Origin of the sequence: Mycobacterium sp. IS-1556 (assembly GCF_001499985.1) — a bacterium.
Classification (GTDB): Bacteria; Actinomycetota; Actinomycetes; order Mycobacteriales; family Mycobacteriaceae; genus Mycobacterium.
Genome location: NZ_LQIM01000023.1, coordinates 384,296 through 402,320, shown reverse-complemented (window position 1 = coordinate 402,320; position 18,025 = coordinate 384,296). Strand labels below are relative to the sequence as shown.

Sequence of the window (18,025 nt, the reverse complement as noted above, 5' to 3'; positions counted from 1 at the left end):
GGCCAATCACGAAAACGAGAGATTCCCGTCACTTGAAGCCCAGCAAGCTCGCCGACCTCAAGCCGAAGAAGAAGTGCTGCCGAAGCAAGCCGCGGTGCAAGCGCTGTCCGGTCGTCGTACACCAGGTGCGCAAGGCTGAGCGAAACGGCATCCGGGGCAAGCATCTGGCGAAGGTGCACAAGCGGGCGCGGCGAGCTTGAAGACGCCGAGACTGCGTACAGATCGCGAATTCTGCGCGACATGCGACCTGTGCGCAGTCTCGATGCATGAGTTAGTGCGCGAGCGCCTGCTTGAGTTCGGCCAGCCACGTCCGGTCGGCGGGTACCCAGGCAAGGTCGTCGAGGTCACAGACGCCGATCCAGCGCAGGGCGCGATGGTCGTTGGGGTGCAGGGTCCCGCCGGCCTGGGTGACGAGGTAAGCGCGCAGCACGGTGGTCGGGTTGAGCGCGACGTCTCCGCCGAGGCGCGCGCCGACGCGCACGACGACGCCGAGTTCCTCGTGCAGTTCGCGGGCCAGCGCGGCTTCGTCCGTCTCACCGGCCGCCACCTTGCCGCCGGGCAACTCCCACAGGCCGGCCAGCTCGGGCGGCCGGTCGCGCTGGGCGACGAGCAGCTGCGGGCCCGAAATGAGGGCACCGGCGACGACGATCTGGTTCGGCTTCGGGGTCAACACTGCGGCCGACGGTATACGGTCGAATCCATGGCTGTGTTGACCGACGAACAAGTGGACGCCGCACTGCCCGACCTGCCCGGCTGGGAGCGCGCCGAGGGCGCCCTGCGGCGCTCGATCAAATTTCCCGCATTCCTCGACGGTATCGACGCGGTGCGCCGGGTGGGCGAGCACGCGGAGGCCAAAGACCACCATCCCGATATCGACATTCGCTGGCGGACAGTGACTTTCGCGTTGGTCACGCATTCTGCGGGCGGTATCACGGATAAGGACGTCGAGATGGCCCGCGACATCAACGCGATCGTCGACCAGTAGCCAGTCCGATCCAGCCCAACGTCGCCAGCGTGGCGACGATATAGATCAGCCCCGCCCACGCCAGATACCACGGTCTGGAGATCTCCCAGATAGTCGGCTGCGCGAAACTCAGCAGCCACGGCAGCCCGATCAGGGTCAGCGCGAGCCAACCCCAGCCCAACGCCCGCGCGCCCAACCGGCGGCGCAGCGGCCCGTGCAACAACCACATCATCAACGGAATCAGCCACACCCAGTGGTGTGTCCACGAGATTGGTGACAGCAACAGGCCGAACAACTGCACCACCACGATCGCGCCCAGCCGATCCGACGCCCCGCCGATCGCGCGCCACGCCAGCACGGCCAACACGGCGGTCAGTGCGATGCCGCACAGCACGGCAGGCCCGTAACCGGCGTCGTACCCGAGGATTCGCGACACTCCGCCCCGCCACGACTGGTTGAACGACGTGCCGATCGGGCCGACACGATCGGCGTCACCCAGCAGTTCGGTGAAGTAATACCGGGTCTCGTCACCGACCACCAGCACCGAAACACCCACCGTGGCAAAGAAAACGAGCGCCGAGAACGCCGCCGCACCCCATCGCCGCGCCCCGACGAGATACAACCCGGAGATCGCCGGCGTCAGCTTCACCCCGGCCGCCAGCCCGATCAACAATCCGGACAGCCACCAGCGTGTGCTGTACACCGCACCGAGGACGGCCAGCGCCAGCAACACGTTGATCTGGCCGTAGTCGAAGGTGCTGCGCATCGGTTCGATCCAGATGCCGACCGCCGTCCACAGCATCGCCAGGCGCCGATCGCCGGCGCCCAGCAGCCGCTGACTGATCCACACGACGCCGTACAGCGCGGCGATGATGCCGAGTTGCCATAGGAACGCGACGAATTCGAACGGCAGCAGGTGCAGCGGATAGAACACCACCGCCGCGAACGGCGGATAGGTGAACGGCAGCGGAAAGTCCGGCGTCTGGTCGGCGTAGACGTAGTCATAGAGCGCGCCGGGGTGGTCCAGCGCACCGGCACCGCCGACGTAGACATGCAGGTCGACGAAGTTCGCGCCGTTGGGCACCAGGTAGGTCCACGCCAGTCGCGCGGCGATGCTGACAACCAGCAGCACCGGCGCCGCAACGGCCAGTCGGGCGGGCGTGCGCGGCGGTGACGGATCGGCGCTCGTCGAGGTGTCTATCCGCCCGACTCTATCGGCCGGTCACCGAAACCCTTCGCTTGAGTAACGGTTGAGTCACCGCCACACGTGTCACTTGAGTAACACCAGTAACTCCGTAGCTTCGGCCGCAGGCGTGCCGAAACAACTGATTGGGAGAACCATGCACAGCACCGGAAAACTGTTCGCCACCACGATGATCGCCGCCGCGGGAGCGATCTCGGCCGCGCTGGCGCTGAGCGCCACCGCGTCCGCACAGCCTGCCGCCCCGGCCCCCGCGCCGAGTGTGCCCGGCCTGCCCCTGATCCAGCAGTTGGCGTCGAACCCGGCCGCCGCATCGCAGCTGATGCAGGGTGTCACGTCGCTGCTCGGCAGCGCCCAAGCGCCGGCCGCCCCGGCCGCGACACCTCCGTCGGCGACAGCGTCGGTCACGCTGCCGCAGCCACCGGCAGCGTTGGCCGGTACGCCGGCACCCGCAGCGCCCGCGACGACGGCGGCCAATCCGGCGGGCAATCTGCTGTCGAACCTGCCGACCGGCCTCGCTTCGCTGATGCCGCAGAACTCGCCGTTGGCGGGCCTGCTGCCTGCCGCGGCGACCGCCGCCACGCCGAGCGCCCCGGCCGCCGCCGTCGCACCCGCGGCCGTCGCACCTGCGGCGTCGGCAGCACCCAGCGCAGGTATGGCGCCGCTGCTGATGCCGCTGTCCGCCCTTCCGTGATCACCGCGGCGACGCCGGACTACCAACTGGCCGACACGACCACCACAACCCGAACCGAGGGAGCCATGTCAGCTCGAAGGATGTTCGCCACCGTCGCCATCGCGATCGGCTCATCGGCCACGCTGCTCATCAGCGGCGTGACCGGTGTGGCCGGCGCGGAACCTCCGCCCCCGCCGCCGATCGACAGCCTGCAAGCGCCGGGCCTGACCGCGGTGCAGGGCATCAGCCCGGCGATCCAGCAGGCCGCCGCCGATCCGACGAATGCGGCGTCGACGCTGATGGCTGCGGCCGCGGTGTTCGCCGGTGACGCCGTCGCACCTGCCGACTCGCGCAATGTCGCGACGGCGGTCAACCAGTTCGTCGCCCACAATCCGGCGCCCGGCGCCGTGCCGGGCGCACAGGCGCACCTGCCTGCGGGCGTCGACCCGAGGCATGCCGTGGGACCCGCGCCGGAAGCACTGCCGGCCCCGGCACCGGAAGCGGTCGTCCCGCCGGCACCGGCCCCTGCGCCCGCGCCGGCACCCGCCCCTGCCCCAGCGCCGGCACCAGCGCCGGCGCCCGCACCCCTGGCCGCTCCGGCCCCTGCGCCGCAAGCCGCGCCAGCACCCGCGCCTGCGCCTGCGCCCGCACCCGAGGCCGCCCCCGGTCCGGCGTTCGGACCGGACGCACCACCGACGCAGGACTTCATGTACCCGTCGATCAGCAACGGCTGTCTCGCTGACGGCGGAAATGTGCTCGCCACCGCGATCTCGGTGGCGGGTCCTGCGAAGATCCCGACACCGGGACCCGGCCCCGGCCAGACCGCCTATGTGTTCACCGCGGTCGGCACGCCGGGCCCCGCGGCCGAGCAGAAGCTGCCGCTCAACGTCACCTGGGTCAACCTGACCACCGGCAAGTCAGGCAGCGCCACGCTCAAGCCGCGGTCGGACATCAACCCGCAGGGACCGACCACCTTGACCGCGATCGCCGACACCGGATCGGGCAGCATCATCTCGACGATCTTCGGACAGGTCACGACCACCGAAAAGCAGTGTCAGTTCATGCCGACCATCGGCTCGACGGTCGTTCCTTAGCGCACACTTCACCTCCGCGAGCGGCCGTGTTTGCACGGCGACACGCCGCCGCGCAATGTACAAACGCGGTCGCTCGCGCGGAGTTGTGAAGCGGAAATCAGTAGGCCATGAAGAGGATTGCGTCCCGGTCGTACTCGCGACCGGGATGCGCCTCGGAGAGGTGCGCCTGCGCCTTCTCGACCAGGTCCTCCTCGTCCTTACCGACGATCGCTTCGCCACAGGGGCAGTTCAGGTGCGTCTTCATATCCTCACCTTCGCACACGTCGCCACCGACAGGCCCAAGATATAGCCATGGACCTCTACAGCGTCATGCGCACGACCGCGGCGGTGCGCGAATACAACGGCGACCCGCTACCCGACGACGTCATCGAGCGCATTCTCGACAACGCCCGCTTCGCGCCCAGCGGCGGCAACCGTCAGGGCAACCGGGTCGTCGTGGTCCGCGATCGGCAGACCCGCGAGGCCCTGATCGAATGCGCGATACCCGGCACCAAGCGCTACATCGCGCAACTGCGCAACGGTGAGAGCCCGTGGAATCCGCTGCAGCCGTGCGGGGTTGACGCGCAGACGATCGAGGCGGTGAACGTGCCGGACCAGTCGCCGCTGCGAACGGCCGAGGCGGTGCTGGTGGTCTGCGTCGACCTCGGTGTCGTGGCAGCGTTCGACCAGCACCTCGACCGGGTCGGCCTGATCGCTGGCGCCTCGGTCTACCCGTTCGTCTGGAACATCCTGCTGGCCGTCCGAAACGAGGGCTACGGCGGTGTGCTCACCACGGCCGCGGTCGCCGAAGAGCCACGCGTCCGGGAACTGCTCGGCATCCCCGACAACTACGCGATCGCCGCGCTGCTGCCGCTCGGCAAACCGGTCCGCCAACTGACCAAGCTGACCCGGCGACCCGTCGCCGAGATCGCCACCAAGGAACGCTTCGACGGCGCCCCGCTCGGCAGCTGACGCCCCGATGCATGTTGACGTCCGGTAACAGTTCGGTCGGCAACGAGACTCGATGTCGTGGTGTCTGTTTCGGCCCCGCGGATGTCGTGCGACCTTGAATAGGTGACCTGCATGCTGGGCTACGCCACAGCAAGCACCGCCGAGCAGGGCCTCGACGGTCAGCTCGCGGCGCTCAACGCTGCAGGCGTCGATCCCCGGCGCGTCTTCACCGACCGGCTGACGGACTCCGCCGACCGCATCGGCGCGGGACTGCACGCGATGCTGAGCTATGCGCGCTCGGGCGACACCATCGTCGTCGTCGCGCTCGACCGGCTCGGCCGCACCGGCGCCGACGTCACCCGCACCGTCGCTGAACTGTGCGACCGCGGCCTTCGGCTACGCACCCTCAAGGAGGGCCTCGACACCGGAACCACGACCGGACGCGTCGTCGCCGGGGTCATCAAGACGCTGGCCCGCCTGGACTGCGACGACTCCGCGGTATCTAGCCCTTAGCGGCTTTCGCTCCGGCTGAATTCGCTCAGGCCTTGGCCGCCTTCGCGGCTGCCTTGGCCTGCTTCTTGTACGACCGCACCTTCTCCAGCGACCCGGCGTCCACCACGTCGGCCACCGACAGGAAAGAACCCGCTTCGCCGTAGTTCCCGGCGGCCTCGCGCCAACCTTGCGGCGTCACCCCGTACTGCTTGCCCAGCAATGCCAGGAAGATCTTCGCCTTCTGCTCGCCGAACCCGGGCAGCGCCTTGAGTCGGCGCAGCACCTCCGCACCGTCCGGATCACCGGCCGTCCACAACGCCGCCGCATCACCGTCGTAGCGGTCGACAATCAACTGCGCCAACGCCTGGACGCGCTTGGCCATCGAACCCGGAAAGCGATGTATGGCAGGGGTTTTCGAACACAACGAGGCGAACTTGTCGGGGTCGTACTCGGCGATCTCACGGGCGTCGACGCCGCCGATCCGGTCGGCCCTCTTCTTCGGCCCGGCGAACGCCGCCTCCATCGGATACTGCTGATCGAGAAGCATGCCCACCAACAGCGCGAACGGATTGGATTCCAACAGCGCGTCGGCCTCAGGGTCTTGAACTAGCTGCAGTTTCGCCACTCGGCCAGTCTAGATCCGATGTTGGGCTTACAGTTGCGTGGCAACCAGCCCAGCGTGACGCACAACTACATCGAGGTCAGGAGTCGCCGGTGCCCGAGACCCAACAATCACCCTCGGACACCCCGATCAGCGGCAAAGAGTATCGGGCCGCACAAGCCAGCCCGGAGTTCCAGGAACTGCGTAGCAGGCTGCGCCGCTTCGTCTTCCCGATGAGCGCACTGTTTCTCGTCTGGTACTTCGCCTACGTGCTACTGGGTGCGTTCGCGCACGACTTCATGGCGATCAAGGTGTGGGGCGATATCAACGTCGGAATCCTGATCGGCCTGGGCCAGTTCGTCTCTACGTTCGTCATCACCGGTCTCTACGTCCGCTTCGCCAACCGTGAACTCGATCCGCGGGCCGACGCGATCCGCACCAAGCTGGAAGGCAACGCGGTATGACCACGCTGCTGGCCGCCGACTCGGGCGTCGGCAACCCCGTCGCCAACATCGGAATCTTCGCACTGTTCGTCGCGGTGACGCTGTACATCGTGATCCGCGCGAGCAAGAAGAACGCCACCGCCGCCGAGTTCTTCACCGCGGGACGAGCGTTCACCGGCCCGCAGAACGGTATCGCGATCTCCGGTGACTACCTGTCGGCCGCCAGCTTCCTCGGTATTGCGGGCGCGATCGCGGTCTACGGCTACGACGGGTTCCTGTACTCCATCGGTTTCCTGGTCGCCTGGCTGGTGGCGCTGCTCCTGGTCGCCGAATTGCTGCGCAACGCAGGCAAATTCACGATGGCCGACGTGTTGAGCTTTCGGCTCGAGCAGCGTCCGGTGCGCCTCGCCGCGGCGACCACCACGCTGGCCGTCTGCCTGTTCTACCTCCTGGCACAGATGGCCGGCGCCGGCGGTCTGGTCGCCCTGCTGCTCAACGTCACCAGCGACCTCGGCCAAGCCCTCGTGATCGCGGTCGTCGGGGTACTGATGATCGTCTACGTGCTGATCGGCGGCATGAAGGGCACCACCTGGGTGCAGATCATCAAGGCCGTGCTGTTGATCGGCGGTGCCGCGCTGATGACGGTGTGGGTGCTCGCCAAGTTCGGTGCGAACTTCTCCGAGATCCTCGGCGCGGCGCAATCGGCGGTGTCCGGGTCCGCCAACGAGGCCGTCGCCGGGCGCGACGTGCTGGCCCCCGGCGCGCAGTACGGCGCCTCGCTGACGTCGCAGATCAACTTCATCTCGTTGGCGCTGGCGCTGGTGCTGGGCACCGCGGGTCTGCCCCACGTGCTGATGCGGTTCTACACGGTCCCGACCGCCAAGGAGGCGCGCCGGTCGGTGGTCTGGGCGATCGCGCTGATCGGCGCGTTCTACCTGTTCACGCTCGCGCTCGGATACGGCGCCGCGGCGCTCGTGGGACCGGACACGATCCTGGCCGCGCCGGGCGGGCAGAACTCGGCGGCCCCGCTGCTGGCGTTCGAACTCGGCGGGGTGATCCTGCTGGGCATCATCTCGGCCGTCGCGTTCGCGACGATCCTCGCGGTGGTCGCGGGCCTGACCATCACGGCGGCGACGTCGTTCGCCCACGACATCTACGCCAGCGTGATGAAGAGCCACAAAGTCTCCGAGTACGAACAGGTGCGGGTCTCGCGCATCACGGTGGTGGTGCTCGGCATCTTCGCGATCGGCCTGGGCGTGCTGGCCGCCGAACAGAACATCGCGTTCCTCGTCGCGCTGGCGTTCGCGGTGGCCGCCGCGGCGAACCTGCCCACGATCCTGTATTCGCTGTACTGGCCGCGGTTCAACACCCGCGGCGCGCTGTGGAGCATGTACGGCGGCCTGATTTCGACGATCGTGCTGATCGTGTTCTCCCCCGCCGTTTCCGGCTCCAAGACCGCGATGCTGACCGACGTCGACTTCGCATGGTTCCCTCTGGCCAATCCCGGCATCGTGTCCATTCCGCTGGCGTTCGTGCTCGGCGTCGTGGGCACGCTGACATCGCGGGACCGCGGCAATCCCGACACCAACGCCGAATTCGAGGTGCGGGCGCTCACCGGCGTCGGCGCGGAGAAGGCCGTCGCACACTAGACCCAACTCGCGAACGGCGTTCCGTGAGTCGCCGCCCGCAACGGTTGAGTGGTTCTACTCATTCGCGACGGCACCCGCCCGGCCAAACTTCGAGGCATGCCGATTTTCCCGAGCCCTGCGCAGGTCGAGGCGAGTACGCCTGTCGGCCGTGACCGCGTCATCGACGTCATCCGCATCGTGTCGCTGGTCGGTGTCGTGGTGGGGCACACCGTCATGGCCACCAGCGAGATCCGCGACGACGTTTTCATCTGGAGCAACCTGCTGACCGCTTCCCCGGTCTTCCAAGTACTGACGTGGGTGTGTCAGATCATGCCGCTGTTCTTCTTCGCAGGAGTGGCGGCGTCCGTCGAGTCGTGGCAGCCGGGAACCAGTTGGGGCAACTGGCTGATGAAGCGCTGCACGAGGCTGTACCGCCCGGTGTTCTACTACCTGACGTTCTGGGCGGTCGCGTTGACCGCGGGCCGGCTCGTGCTGCCCGAGCACGTTTACGAACCGATCGCGGGGGTCTCGACCCAGCTGCTGTGGTTCCTCGGCGCCTACGTGCTGGTGCTGGCCGCGGTGCCGCTACTAGCCCGGATCACCACCGCCGGCAGGCTCGCCGGCGCGGTACTGATCGCGTGGTGCGCGGTGGCCGTCGTCGACGCGGTCCGAATCAACGTCGACGGCTGGTCGGGGCTGGGCTATTTGAACATGGCCGCTTGGCTGATCCCCGGCATGCTCGCGGTCGGCTACCGGCGCAGCCATCTGACCCCGCGCGCCGCGCTCGGAGTCGGCGTGGTGATGCTGGCGGTCAACCTCGCTCTGCTGACGTACGGACCCTACGAGCTGAGCCTCGTCGGTATCGAAACTCAGCAGTTGAAGAACATGACGCCGCCGTCACTGCTGCTGGCCGGACACGCAATCATGATGTGCGCGTTCGCGATTGCGGCCGCACCCGTCATTGCGCGGTGGGCGAGCCGGCCCCGGGTGTGGTGGGCGGTCGCGATCGGCAACACCGGTGCGATGACGCTGTACCTGTGGCACATTCCACCGCTGCTGGCGATGCACCTGGCCTTCGACTACCTCGGCTACCCACGCATCGACCCGTCGTCGGCCGGTTTCATGGTGCTGTCGATCGCGCAGTTGCTGATCATGGCGGCGGTGGTCGCGGTGTTGTTCATCGCGCTTCGGCCGCTGGAGAACGACCCGCTGCCGCTATGGGACGGCGGTTTCATCGACGGGCCCGGCGCCCGCAGCGCCGCGGTGGGCGTACTGCTGTGCGTCGCGGGAGCGGCGACACTGGCCTCAGTCGGATGGGGGCTCAAGGACCAGGGGCTCGTCTGCGTCGCGGTGATGCTCGCGGCACTGGTGGCCGCGCGACGGTTGGCCGATCGTCGTGCGATCAGCCGCTCTTGCGCCGGAACTCCCGCCGGTGCTCGACCGGACCGTGCGCCTTCGGTTGCTTAGCGCCACCGTCCTTGTGCGCAGACCCGCCGGCCGCCTGGGCCTTCTTGCGCTCCAGCGCTTCCCGGAACTTGCGCTTGGTCTCGTCTTCCGGTGCATCGGCCATGACGGCAGCCTAGCTCTACCGCCTACCCGGCGGCATCCCATATAAGTGCGAGATCGGCAGCGTCATCACCACCCGGCGGTCGTCGACCATCGCCCGCCGGTAGTCGTCCCAGTCGGGATGCTCACCGGCGATGTTGCGATACAAGGCGATCAGCGCCTCGACGGTGTCGTCGTCTCGGGAGGCCGCGGGCGGGGTGAGGACGGCGTCGCCCTCGGCGACCGCATACGACCAGCCGTCATCGGAGCTGACGTGGATCGAGGCCCGGGGGTCGCGCCGCAGATTGCGGGTCTTGGCCCGCGGCTCGGTGATCGACACCTGGATGGTCAGCGCACGCGGATCGAAGTAGTAGGACACGTTCGACAGCTGCGGGCGGCCGTCGCGCTTGATCGTCGCGAGGACGCCCAGCGAGTTCCCGCCGATCAGCGCGAGCAGCTTGTCGTCGAACACGTGGCGCCCCATGTACCGAGCCTACGTCTCTACCATCGACGTGTGACCGGTCCTGGACCTCGAATAGACGGCAATGTGCTCGATGGCGTCTCCGCGACCACGCTGTGGACGCCGCACAACCGCGCCAGTGAGGCCAAGCGGTCCGACGGGGTGATCCGCGACCCCTGGGCCGTCACGTTGTTCGACGCGATCGACTACGACTACCGCAAGTTCGGCAAACCCAACCAATCGCACGCATTGCGCGCCGTGGCCTTCGACGCGGCCGCGCGCGAATACCTGGCCGCGCATCCGAAGGCGTCGGTGGTGGCACTCGCCGAAGGCCTGCAGACCAGTTTCTGGCGTTTGCAGCGCCGCGGTGTCACCGACGAATTGACTTGGTACTCAGTCGATCTCCCTCCCGTCATGGCGTTGCGGGACAAGCTGTTACCGCACGACGACCGCATCGTGCCGCTGGCGCAGTCGGTGCTCGACCGCAGCTGGATGAATCGCGTAGACGCGACTCACGGCGTGTTCATCACCGCCGAAGGCCTGCTGATGTATCTCGATCCGGACGACGCGCTGGGCCTGATCCGCGACTGCGCGGCCCGCTTCCCCGGTGGCCGGCTGATGTTCGACTCGGTCCCGCCGTGGTTCAGCCGCCGCACGGTGAGCGGAAAACTCAAGCTCTCCGACCGATATGTCGCGCCGCCGATGCCGTTCGGGCTGTCGCCGGACGAGGCCGTCGCGCTGGCCGGGCGCATTCCCGGTGTGTGCGCCGCCCGAGACGTCGCAATGCCGCCGGGACGCGGGTTGTTCAAGGTGCTCGCCTCACCCGTCTGGGATCGCGTCGGGGTCATGCGCCGCGGCCGTCCCAGCTTCACGCTGCTGGAGTTCGGGTCATGACGCGCTATGCCGCGTTTCTGCGCGGGGTCAACGTCGGGGGCGTCAACCTCAAGATGGCCGACGTCGCAAAGGCGTTTGAAGACGCCGGATTTGGTTCGGTGCGAACGGTTCTCGCCAGCGGTAACGTCCTGTTCGACAGCAAGGCCGGAGTCGACGCGGTGCGCCGGAAGGCGGAGAAGGTGCTGCGCGACACCTTCGGCTACGACGCCTGGGTGCTGGCCTACCCGCTCGATGTGGTGGCGGCGATCTCCGGCGGGTACCCCTTCGAACGCGAGGTGCCCGAACACCACTCGTACGTGACATTCGTGACCGACGAGAAGGTGCTCGACGAGCTGGCCGCAATGGGCGACGACGCCGGACCCGACGAGAAGATCCAGCGCGGCGACGGGGTCATCTACTGGCAGGTGCCCAGAGCCGCGACGCTGGACTCGACGATCGGCAAGACCATGGGCAAGAAGCGCTACAAGTCGTCCACCACCACCCGCAACCTGCGCACGCTGGACAAGCTGTTGCGGTAGGTACATTCGGTCAGGTGAGTTCGAAAGCCGACGGCACCGTGCTGACCGGTGTCTCCGAGACCGCTTTGATGACGCTGCGCGTGCGGGCGACGGAGGCCCGTCGACCGGATGCGCTCATCGAGGACCCGATGGCCATCCAGCTCGCCGACTCCATCGACTTCGACTTCGCCAAGTTCGGGCTCTCGCGCCGTCAGGACATGGCGGTGCGGGCGCTGGCGTTCGACCGGGAGGCGCGTCGTTATCTCGGTGATCATCCACGCGCGACCGTGGTGGCGCTTGCCGAGGGACTGCAGACCAGCTTCTACCGCCTCGATGCCGCGGATGTGGGGCACGAGTTCCGTTGGCTCACCGTGGATCTGCCGCCGATGATCGAGATGCGACGCAAGCTTCTGCCCTCCTCTGACCGGGTGCAGATGCTGGCCCAGTCGGCGCTCGACTTCAGCTGGATGGATCAGGTGGACACCGAGCATGGGGTGTTCATCACCGCCGAGGGGCTGTTGATGTACCTGCAGCCGCACGAGGCGCTCGGCCTGATCGCCGAGTGCGCCGACCGCTTTCCCGGCGGACGGATGATGTTCGACCTGGCGCCGGCTTGGTTCGCCCAGTTGATCACCCGCGGCCTGTTGCGTCCGTCGTTGCGCTACCGGGTGCCGCCGATGCCGTTCAGCATGACACCCTCACAAGTCGCGGGCCTGGTCGACGAGATCCCGGGTATCCGCGCGGTGCACGACGTGCCGCTGCCGCCCGGACGCGGCAAGGTGCTCAACGCCCTGATGTGGGGCGCTCAGCGGCTTCCCATGTTCGATTCCGTACGACCGGTGTTCACGCTGCTCGAATTCGGCTGACATTTATTGCCGTACTCCTCAACGCAGCTCGTGCCTCGCCGCTAGATCGTCATTCGGCTGCGGCTGAGCTCAGCCGAACGCCGTCTCCACATACCTCAACGCATCGGCCTTGTCGACGCCGAGCGCCTTGGCCGCCGAGACGAACGTGTTCGCAGCGGTGGCCATCGCGGCGTCCGCGGGGTCCGCGCGGGCGACGAACGTTCCGAAGCGGCCACGGGTTTCGAGGATTCCGGCGGATTCCAACTCGCGGTACGCCCGGGCCACCGTGTTCACCGCGAGACCGAGCTGGCCGGCCAACTCACGCACCGTCGGCAACCTTGTCCCCGGCGCCAGCCTGCCGTCACGAACGCCGTCGATGATCTGCGTCCTCAGTTGGTCGAACAAAGCGCCTGACGAACGCTGGTCGATTCGTACCCAATCCCCCAAGTTGGCCACGTGCTCAGTATTGCCCACACCGGCTAGTTTGGTCATGTGCAGGTAACGGTTCTCAGCGGCGCGGGCATCTCGGCCGAGAGCGGGGTGCCGACGTTCCGCGACGTCGAGACCGGGCTGTGGGCGAAGGTCGACCCGTACGAAATCTCCAGCTCGGAGGGCTGGCGAGCAAACCCGGAGAAGGTGTGGGCGTGGTATCTGTGGCGGCACTACATGATGGGTGCGGTGCAGCCCAACGACGGCCACCTCGCCGTCGCGGCCTGGCAGGACCATGCCGAGGTGCACGTCGTCACCCAGAATGTCGACGACCTGCATGAGCGCGCGGGCAGCAAGAACGTCTATCACCTGCACGGCAGCTTGTTCGAATTTCGCTGCGACCGCTGCCAAGCGGCCTACGCCGGAGACCTACCCGCCATGCCGGAACCGGTGGAAACCGTCGAGCCGCCGCGGTGCGCCTGCGGCGGACTCATCCGTCCGAACGTGGTCTGGTTCGGCGAGGCGCTGCCCGAGGATGCATGGCAGCGGTCGGTGGAGGCGGTCACCGGGGCGGACCTCGTCATCGTCGTCGGCACCTCGTCGATCGTCTATCCCGCGGCCGGGCTTCCCGAGATCGCGTTGGCCAACGGCACCGTGGTCATCGAGGTGAATCCCGAACGCACACCGCTGTCCGACGCCGCGACGGTCTCACTGCGGGAAACCGCGGTGAGTGCGCTGCCCGATCTGCTGCAGCGGCTGCCCGCGCTGCTCCGCTAGCGACTCGCGTGCGTTTGATCGGTCGGCGATTCGTCAACCGAGTGCATCGGACAACTTCGTCGATTTCGAACTGTCAAGATCGGCGCTGTGTAATATCCGAAATACTCTGCTGATGAGAGGAATCCGAATGGTCAATACCCGTTTGGTTTCGGTGATCGCGGCTGTGGGCGTAATCGGCGCGGGCATCTCGGCGGGCACCGCTTGGGCGGGCGGTCAAGGTGGTGTTGTCGAGGACCCCGAGGACATCTCCGCGGCGGTCGGTACCGGTGTGTTCGAAGGCGCCGTGGTGGGTTTCACCGCGACCGGCGACACCAACGACGAGGCTTCGGCGGCCGTGATCGCGCAGTGCGAGAGCGCCGGTGGCGTGGAGTGCACCAGCGACGAGGTGACCAACGATCGGCTCTGCATCGTATCCGTCGCTGACGACGTCAGCGACGTAGTGGCGGGCGGAGCCGGCGTGACTGTCGAGGCGGCCCGCGCGGATGCATTCAATCGGGCAGCGGCCAACAACACGCCACTGAGTCCGTCCGCCCCCGTTGTCATATCGGCCTGCCCCTGATGGCCGCCGGATATCGCGACGTGCAGCGCATAACCATTCCGCTATCGCAGTTCTCGCCCGCACTGGGAAGGACACCATGATGGGCCGCATCAAGCCAGCACTGCTGATGGCGAGTCTGGTTGTCGTGACGGGCATTTCGGCCCCGACGGCCGATGCCCGACCGACCTGCCAGAATACGCAGTTCCAGTCCGTCTGCCAGACCAACGGCAGCGTGTCGATCAAGACGCGGCCGGGGACGGTTGCGCCGCCCGCGAACCAGCCCCAGCTCCCGTTCGGGATGGGCAGCGGCTTCCCCGGTCGTCGGCGGGGGTAGCCGCCCTCGGCTAGGGCTTGACCGCCCGCCCGATCGCAACCTCCGCGACCGGCAGCGGCAACCACCGCGGTATCGTCCATTCCCGCCGGGCGCCCGCCACGTCGAAGCCGGCGCCGACGATGCTTTGCTCGGTATGACGATGGGTGTGGCAGTTGCCGAGCAGCCGCGGCCACACCGTCGCGTCGGCGATCCTCTGCAGCCGCGCGCGAGCACCGCTGGCGGCGATGTGCTCGAGATAGCGGAGTTCGCCGCCCGGTCGTAACAGCGAATGCAGCTGCCGCAGCACGGTTTCGGGGTTGTCGATCGAACACAGCACCAGTGAGCAGACCACGGCGTCGAACGGTTCATTGCCGGAGGCCATGAACTGCTCGACCGTGTCGGTCCTGACGGTGACCGGGACCTGCACCGACGCGGCAGCCCGCTGGGCATGTTCGGCCAGGCGGCGCTCGGGTTCGACGGCCACCACCTCGGTGACCGTATCGGGGTAGAACTCGAAGTTGGTCCCGGTACCCGCGCCGACCTCGAGCACGCGGCCGGACAGGCCGGCGAGGTTCTCGCGGCGCAACTGCCGGATGGCGTCGGTCTCGTGCGTCGACATCACGGTCCACAACCTCGCGAAGAACGGGTTATCTACTGTGTTCGACATTCTGCAGTCCCTTCAGTTGTGCGACGGTCTCCTGCGGTGGGGCCTTCGGGTCGATGCCGCCCGCGACAATCTCTCCCACGACCACGGCCCGTAGCGCCCGGTCGGTGAATTCCTCGACGTCACCCCAGGGTAGGTACGGCCTGGAGATGAGCATCGCCGCCACCCCATGCGCCGACGCCCATAATTCCAACGCAACGACGGTCGAATCGCCAGCAGCGAAAACGCCTTCGGCCATCAGCGACTCGACCGAGCTTCGGATGTGGGCGAACGCCGAGCTGTTGAGCGCGACGTCCACGTCGCTGCCCGGCCGGCCCGGTCCCATCGTGGCAATGCGGTACAGCTCAGGCGTTTTCAGCGCGAACCGGACATACGCCATCCCCTGCGCGCGCAGCACATCAATGGTCGACGGTTCGTCGGCCGCCGCCCGTTGCATTTCCTCATCGAGATTTTCGAAATACCTCGCACACACCGCGTCGAGCAGCGCATCCTTGTCCGCGAAGTGCAGATAGATCGACGGCGGCGTCACCCCCACCCGTTGCGCCACCGACCGGATCGACACGTCTTTGGCGTGGCCGGTCTCGAGCAGCAGATCGGTGGTCGCGTCGAGGATCTCGTCGCGCAGCTGCTCTCCCGATCCGCGTGGCGCACGCCGGCGTTTCATCGCGTTCCCACGGGTTGGCTCGACGGTTCCGTTACGGCCGGCGGGGTTTCGGCCGCCTCGGCGAGGCCGATTCGTGCGTGTAGCTTGGCCAGCGGCTTGGGCGCCCACCAGTTCCAGCGGCCGAGCAGATGCATGAACGCGGGAACCAGTGCCATGCGCACCAGTGTGGCATCCGCGAGTATCGCGAGGGTCAACCCGACGCCGAACATTCGCATGAACGCCACCTCAGCGGCGATCAGCGCCGCGAACGAGATCGACATCAGCAGCGCCGCCGCGGTGACCACGCGGCCCGTCTTCGCCAGGCCGAGCGCCACGCTCTCGTCGTTGTCGGCGCGGGTCCGTCCCGACTTCAACCAGAATTCGCGGATCCGCGATACCAGGAAGACCTCGTAGTCCATCGACAACCCAAAAGCGATGCAGAACAACAGTACCGGCATGTTCGCCACCAGTGTCCCGGTCGGTGTCGTGCCCAGTGCGCCGAGATGACCCTCCTGGAAGATCCACACCAGTGCCCCGAACGCAGCCGTCAGCGACAAGACGTTGAGCACCAAGGCCTTCAGCGGTAGCACGACGCTGCCGGTGAGCAGGAACAGCAGCACGAAGGTGATCGCGGCAATCACGCCGAGCACCAGCGGTAGCCGCGACGTGATCGCCGAGGAACTGTCGCGGTTGATCTGTGCGACACCGGTCAGCTGGACCGGAACATCGGCAGGGGTGCTCACCGCCCGCAGTCGATCGAGTTGCGCCTCGGAGGCGTCGCTGAACAGGGGCGCGGTGCTGGCCACCGTGAGGAACGCGCTGCCGTCGTTGACGCCGGTCGCGGCCGAGGGCGGGCCGACCGCCCTGCCGTCGACGAACGTCCCGCCGGGCGCCGACACGGAGGACACGTCGGCGACGCGCGACAGGTCTGCGGCATAGCGGTCCACCAGCGTGGGCGCGATCCCGCGGGTGTCGGGTATGACGACAGTGACGTTGCGCGCCGAGTCGACGGCGAAGTTGGTGCGCAGGTCGTCGCCGACCTGGCGCGCCGACGCCGACTCCGGCAGTACCCGGTCGTCGGGGAATCCCCACTTCGCGCCCAGGAACGGCGCGCCGAGCACCAGCAGCAGCACGACGATCGCGAACCCGATCGGAAGTGCCCGGCGCATCACGTATTTCGTGCATTGGTACCAGAACGTCTGCTCGACGGGCTTGCGCACCGGATCCGGCCGGCTGAACACCCAACGCGCAAGCCGGCGCGCATCCAACGAATCCATCCGGTCGCCGAGCAACGCGATCGCCGCGGGCGCGACCACCACCGCTGCGACCGCCGCGAACGTCACCACCGCAATTCCCGCATAGGCGAACGACTTCAGGAAGTACATCGGAAACAGCACCATCGCGACCATCGACAGCGCCACCGTCATCGCGGAGAACAACACCGTGCGCCCGGCCGTCGCCATGGTGCGCACCAGCGCGCGGTCCCGGTCGGCTCCGTCGGCGATCTCGTCTCGGTATCTGCTGATGATCAGCAACGTGTAGTCGATCGCGAGCGCCAATCCCATTGCCACGGAGAGGTTCAACGCGAAGATCGACACGTCGGTGAAGTAGGTGACCGCGCGCAACACGGCCATCGAACCGAGAATCGCGAAGCCACCGATCGCCAGCGGCAGCGCGGCGGCCAGCAGCCCGCCGAACACCCAGACCAGCGCCACGAAGCTCAACGGAATCGCGATGGCTTCCATCCTCAACAGGTCTTTTTCGCTCTGCCCGTTGATCTGCACGTAGATCATCGCCTCGCCACCGGCGCGCACGGTGACGCCGTCGCGGTCGTGCACGAGCCGCTCGGTGAGTTCCTTCGCGTGCTTCTGCGCCCCGCTCTCGCCGCCCGTGATGCCCGCGACGATCAATCCCGTCTTGCCATCGCGACTGATCAACGCCGGCGCGGCCGTGGGCGGCGCGGTCCACAGCGATGTCACGTCGATGACGGACGGCGCGGCCCGCAGCTGTGCGGCGAGGTCCTCCCCGACGGCACGGGCCGCGGCACTCCGCGCACCCTCCTCGGAGCGCACGCTGATGAGCAGTTCCATGTCGCCCTGACCGAACTTGTCCACCAACAGCCGGGTGGCCGACGCCGACTCCGACGTCGGATCCTGGAACCCGCCGGCGGACAGGTGCTTGGCGACGGGAATCCCGAACACGCCGCACGCGACCATCACCAACACTGCGATCGCGACGACGCGCCGAGGCGCCGCCAGGGCCAGATGTGCGATTCGTTGCAGCACGCCGCATCCTCTCGATCGGCAGTCCCCTTGCGGCTAACGACGCTAACTTAACAGCGGTAAGTCAGGGGAGTCAATGCCCCCTACGGAACACGGTTCACGTGCCCGCGAC

General features: G+C 67.5%; 25 protein-coding genes. 15 read left to right on the top strand and 10 right to left on the bottom strand.

The genetic code is table 11. From position 1 onward, the window contains the following. Positions 1–32 precede the first annotated feature (32 nt). A complete protein-coding gene (locus AU187_RS25490) occupies positions 33–200 on the top strand; it encodes a hypothetical protein (RefSeq protein WP_156425481.1) in 168 nt (55 codons plus the stop codon). A gap of 71 nt (positions 201–271) precedes the next feature. Here the strand turns inward: AU187_RS25490 and AU187_RS15650 are convergent, their stop codons facing one another. Further along, complete coding sequence (locus AU187_RS15650; RefSeq protein WP_286131918.1) at positions 272–673, bottom strand: (deoxy)nucleoside triphosphate pyrophosphohydrolase; 402 nt, start codon at positions 671–673, stop codon at positions 272–274. Positions 674–700: 27 nt separating this feature from the next. Between AU187_RS15650 and AU187_RS15645 the strand changes: the two genes are divergently transcribed. Next, a complete protein-coding gene (locus AU187_RS15645) occupies positions 701–985 on the top strand; it encodes a 4a-hydroxytetrahydrobiopterin dehydratase (protein WP_059097898.1) in 285 nt (94 codons plus the stop codon). On the opposite strand, the gene AU187_RS15640 is transcribed toward AU187_RS15645, so the two are convergent. After that, complete coding sequence (locus AU187_RS15640) at positions 963–2,165, bottom strand: mannosyltransferase (protein WP_082683842.1); 1,203 nt, start codon at positions 2,163–2,165, stop codon at positions 963–965. The genes AU187_RS15645 and AU187_RS15640 overlap by 23 nt on opposite strands. A 139-nt stretch (positions 2,166–2,304) precedes the next feature. Here AU187_RS15640 and AU187_RS15635 point away from each other — a divergent pair, with 139 nt between their 5' ends. Together AU187_RS15635 and AU187_RS15630 are read left to right on the top strand one after the other, a co-directional pair. Next, positions 2,305–2,859 (top strand): hypothetical protein, encoded by a 555-nt coding sequence (locus AU187_RS15635; RefSeq protein WP_059097900.1) that lies wholly within the window; start codon positions 2,305–2,307, stop codon positions 2,857–2,859. A gap of 65 nt (positions 2,860–2,924) precedes the next feature. Further along, positions 2,925–3,932: an Rv1157c family protein gene (locus AU187_RS15630; protein ID WP_059098397.1), complete on the top strand. Its 1,008-nt coding sequence runs from the start codon at positions 2,925–2,927 to the stop codon at positions 3,930–3,932. A 97-nt stretch (positions 3,933–4,029) separates the two neighbouring features. On the opposite strand, the gene AU187_RS25115 is transcribed toward AU187_RS15630, so the two are convergent. Continuing rightward, positions 4,030–4,176: a DUF1059 domain-containing protein gene (locus tag AU187_RS25115; protein WP_067221678.1), complete on the bottom strand. Its 147-nt coding sequence runs from the start codon at positions 4,174–4,176 to the stop codon at positions 4,030–4,032. Between the two features lie 47 nt (positions 4,177–4,223). Between AU187_RS25115 and AU187_RS15625 the strand changes: the two genes are divergently transcribed. Both AU187_RS15625 and AU187_RS15620 read left to right on the top strand, forming a co-directional pair. Then, positions 4,224–4,883, top strand: a complete 660-nt coding sequence (locus AU187_RS15625) for a nitroreductase family protein (protein WP_059097901.1) — start codon at positions 4,224–4,226, stop codon at positions 4,881–4,883. A 102-nt stretch (positions 4,884–4,985) separates the two neighbouring features. Continuing rightward, complete coding sequence (locus AU187_RS15620) at positions 4,986–5,375, top strand: recombinase family protein (RefSeq protein ID WP_156425482.1); 390 nt, start codon at positions 4,986–4,988, stop codon at positions 5,373–5,375. A 25-nt stretch (positions 5,376–5,400) separates the two neighbouring features. Here the strand turns inward: AU187_RS15620 and AU187_RS15615 are convergent, their stop codons facing one another. Beyond that, entirely contained in the window at positions 5,401–5,979 is a 579-nt protein-coding gene (locus AU187_RS15615) for an HhH-GPD-type base excision DNA repair protein (RefSeq protein WP_059166911.1), read from the bottom strand. A gap of 89 nt (positions 5,980–6,068) precedes the next feature. On the opposite strand from AU187_RS15615, the gene AU187_RS15610 reads away from it, so the two are divergent. The 3 genes from AU187_RS15610 to AU187_RS15600 all read left to right on the top strand — a co-directional run bounded on the left by AU187_RS15610 (position 6,069) and on the right by AU187_RS15600 (position 9,493). Further along, positions 6,069–6,419: a DUF485 domain-containing protein gene (locus AU187_RS15610; RefSeq protein ID WP_059097903.1), complete on the top strand. Its 351-nt coding sequence runs from the start codon at positions 6,069–6,071 to the stop codon at positions 6,417–6,419. Further along, entirely contained in the window at positions 6,416–8,047 is a 1,632-nt protein-coding gene (locus tag AU187_RS15605; RefSeq protein ID WP_059097904.1) for a monocarboxylic acid transporter, read from the top strand. The genes AU187_RS15610 and AU187_RS15605 overlap by 4 nt, the downstream gene beginning before the upstream one ends. Positions 8,048–8,143: 96 nt before the next feature. Then, the gene (locus AU187_RS15600; RefSeq protein WP_059166910.1) at positions 8,144–9,493 is read left to right on the top strand and encodes an acyltransferase family protein; all 1,350 of its coding nucleotides are present in this window, start codon (positions 8,144–8,146) and stop codon (positions 9,491–9,493) included. Here the strand turns inward: AU187_RS15600 and AU187_RS25695 are convergent. Next, entirely contained in the window at positions 9,429–9,596 is a 168-nt protein-coding gene (locus AU187_RS25695; RefSeq protein WP_172799532.1) for a DUF5302 domain-containing protein, read from the bottom strand. The genes AU187_RS15600 and AU187_RS25695 overlap by 65 nt on opposite strands. Positions 9,597–9,611: 15 nt before the next feature. Beyond that, the gene (locus AU187_RS15595) at positions 9,612–10,055 is read right to left on the bottom strand and encodes a PPOX class F420-dependent oxidoreductase (RefSeq protein ID WP_059097906.1); all 444 of its coding nucleotides are present in this window, start codon (positions 10,053–10,055) and stop codon (positions 9,612–9,614) included. A 30-nt stretch (positions 10,056–10,085) separates the two neighbouring features. On the opposite strand from AU187_RS15595, the gene AU187_RS15590 reads away from it, so the two are divergent. The 3 genes from AU187_RS15590 to AU187_RS15580 all read left to right on the top strand — a co-directional run bounded on the left by AU187_RS15590 (position 10,086) and on the right by AU187_RS15580 (position 12,288). Beyond that, positions 10,086–10,925, top strand: a complete 840-nt coding sequence (locus AU187_RS15590) for a class I SAM-dependent methyltransferase (RefSeq protein ID WP_059166909.1) — start codon at positions 10,086–10,088, stop codon at positions 10,923–10,925. Further along, on the top strand, positions 10,922–11,443 hold the full coding sequence (locus tag AU187_RS15585; protein ID WP_059097908.1) for a DUF1697 domain-containing protein: 522 nt from the start codon (positions 10,922–10,924) through the stop codon (positions 11,441–11,443). Before AU187_RS15590 ends, AU187_RS15585 begins: the two co-directional genes overlap by 4 nt. A gap of 68 nt (positions 11,444–11,511) precedes the next feature. Beyond that, complete coding sequence (locus AU187_RS15580) at positions 11,512–12,288, top strand: class I SAM-dependent methyltransferase (protein ID WP_082683866.1); 777 nt, start codon at positions 11,512–11,514, stop codon at positions 12,286–12,288. Positions 12,289–12,357: 69 nt separating this feature from the next. On the opposite strand, the gene AU187_RS15575 is transcribed toward AU187_RS15580, so the two are convergent. After that, a complete protein-coding gene (locus AU187_RS15575; RefSeq protein ID WP_059098399.1) occupies positions 12,358–12,723 on the bottom strand; it encodes an Rv1152 family transcriptional regulator in 366 nt (121 codons plus the stop codon). A gap of 36 nt (positions 12,724–12,759) precedes the next feature. Between AU187_RS15575 and AU187_RS15570 the strand changes: the two genes are divergently transcribed. The 3 genes from AU187_RS15570 (at position 12,760) to AU187_RS15560 (ending at position 14,345) form a co-directional block, all read left to right on the top strand. Beyond that, on the top strand, positions 12,760–13,473 hold the full coding sequence (locus AU187_RS15570; RefSeq protein WP_059097910.1) for an NAD-dependent deacylase: 714 nt from the start codon (positions 12,760–12,762) through the stop codon (positions 13,471–13,473). 112 nt (positions 13,474–13,585) lie between these two features. Then, entirely contained in the window at positions 13,586–14,032 is a 447-nt protein-coding gene (locus AU187_RS15565) for a hypothetical protein (RefSeq protein WP_286131917.1), read from the top strand. Between the two features lie 79 nt (positions 14,033–14,111). Further along, a complete protein-coding gene (locus AU187_RS15560) occupies positions 14,112–14,345 on the top strand; it encodes a hypothetical protein (protein ID WP_172800257.1) in 234 nt (77 codons plus the stop codon). A 10-nt stretch (positions 14,346–14,355) separates the two neighbouring features. On the opposite strand, the gene AU187_RS15555 is transcribed toward AU187_RS15560, so the two are convergent. Genes AU187_RS15555 through AU187_RS15545 form a run of 3 tightly spaced genes read right to left on the bottom strand, consistent with a single transcriptional unit; the run spans position 14,356 to position 17,916 of the window. After that, positions 14,356–14,991 (bottom strand): class I SAM-dependent methyltransferase, encoded by a 636-nt coding sequence (locus AU187_RS15555; protein WP_059097913.1) that lies wholly within the window; start codon positions 14,989–14,991, stop codon positions 14,356–14,358. After that, positions 14,972–15,652 carry a TetR/AcrR family transcriptional regulator gene (locus tag AU187_RS15550; protein WP_059097914.1) on the bottom strand — a complete coding sequence of 227 codons (681 nt, stop codon included), beginning with the start codon at positions 15,650–15,652 and terminating at the stop codon, positions 14,972–14,974. The genes AU187_RS15555 and AU187_RS15550 overlap by 20 nt, the downstream gene beginning before the upstream one ends. Then, complete coding sequence (locus AU187_RS15545) at positions 15,649–17,916, bottom strand: MMPL family transporter (RefSeq protein WP_059097915.1); 2,268 nt, start codon at positions 17,914–17,916, stop codon at positions 15,649–15,651. The genes AU187_RS15550 and AU187_RS15545 overlap by 4 nt, the downstream gene beginning before the upstream one ends. Positions 17,917–18,025: the final 109 nt, after the last annotated feature.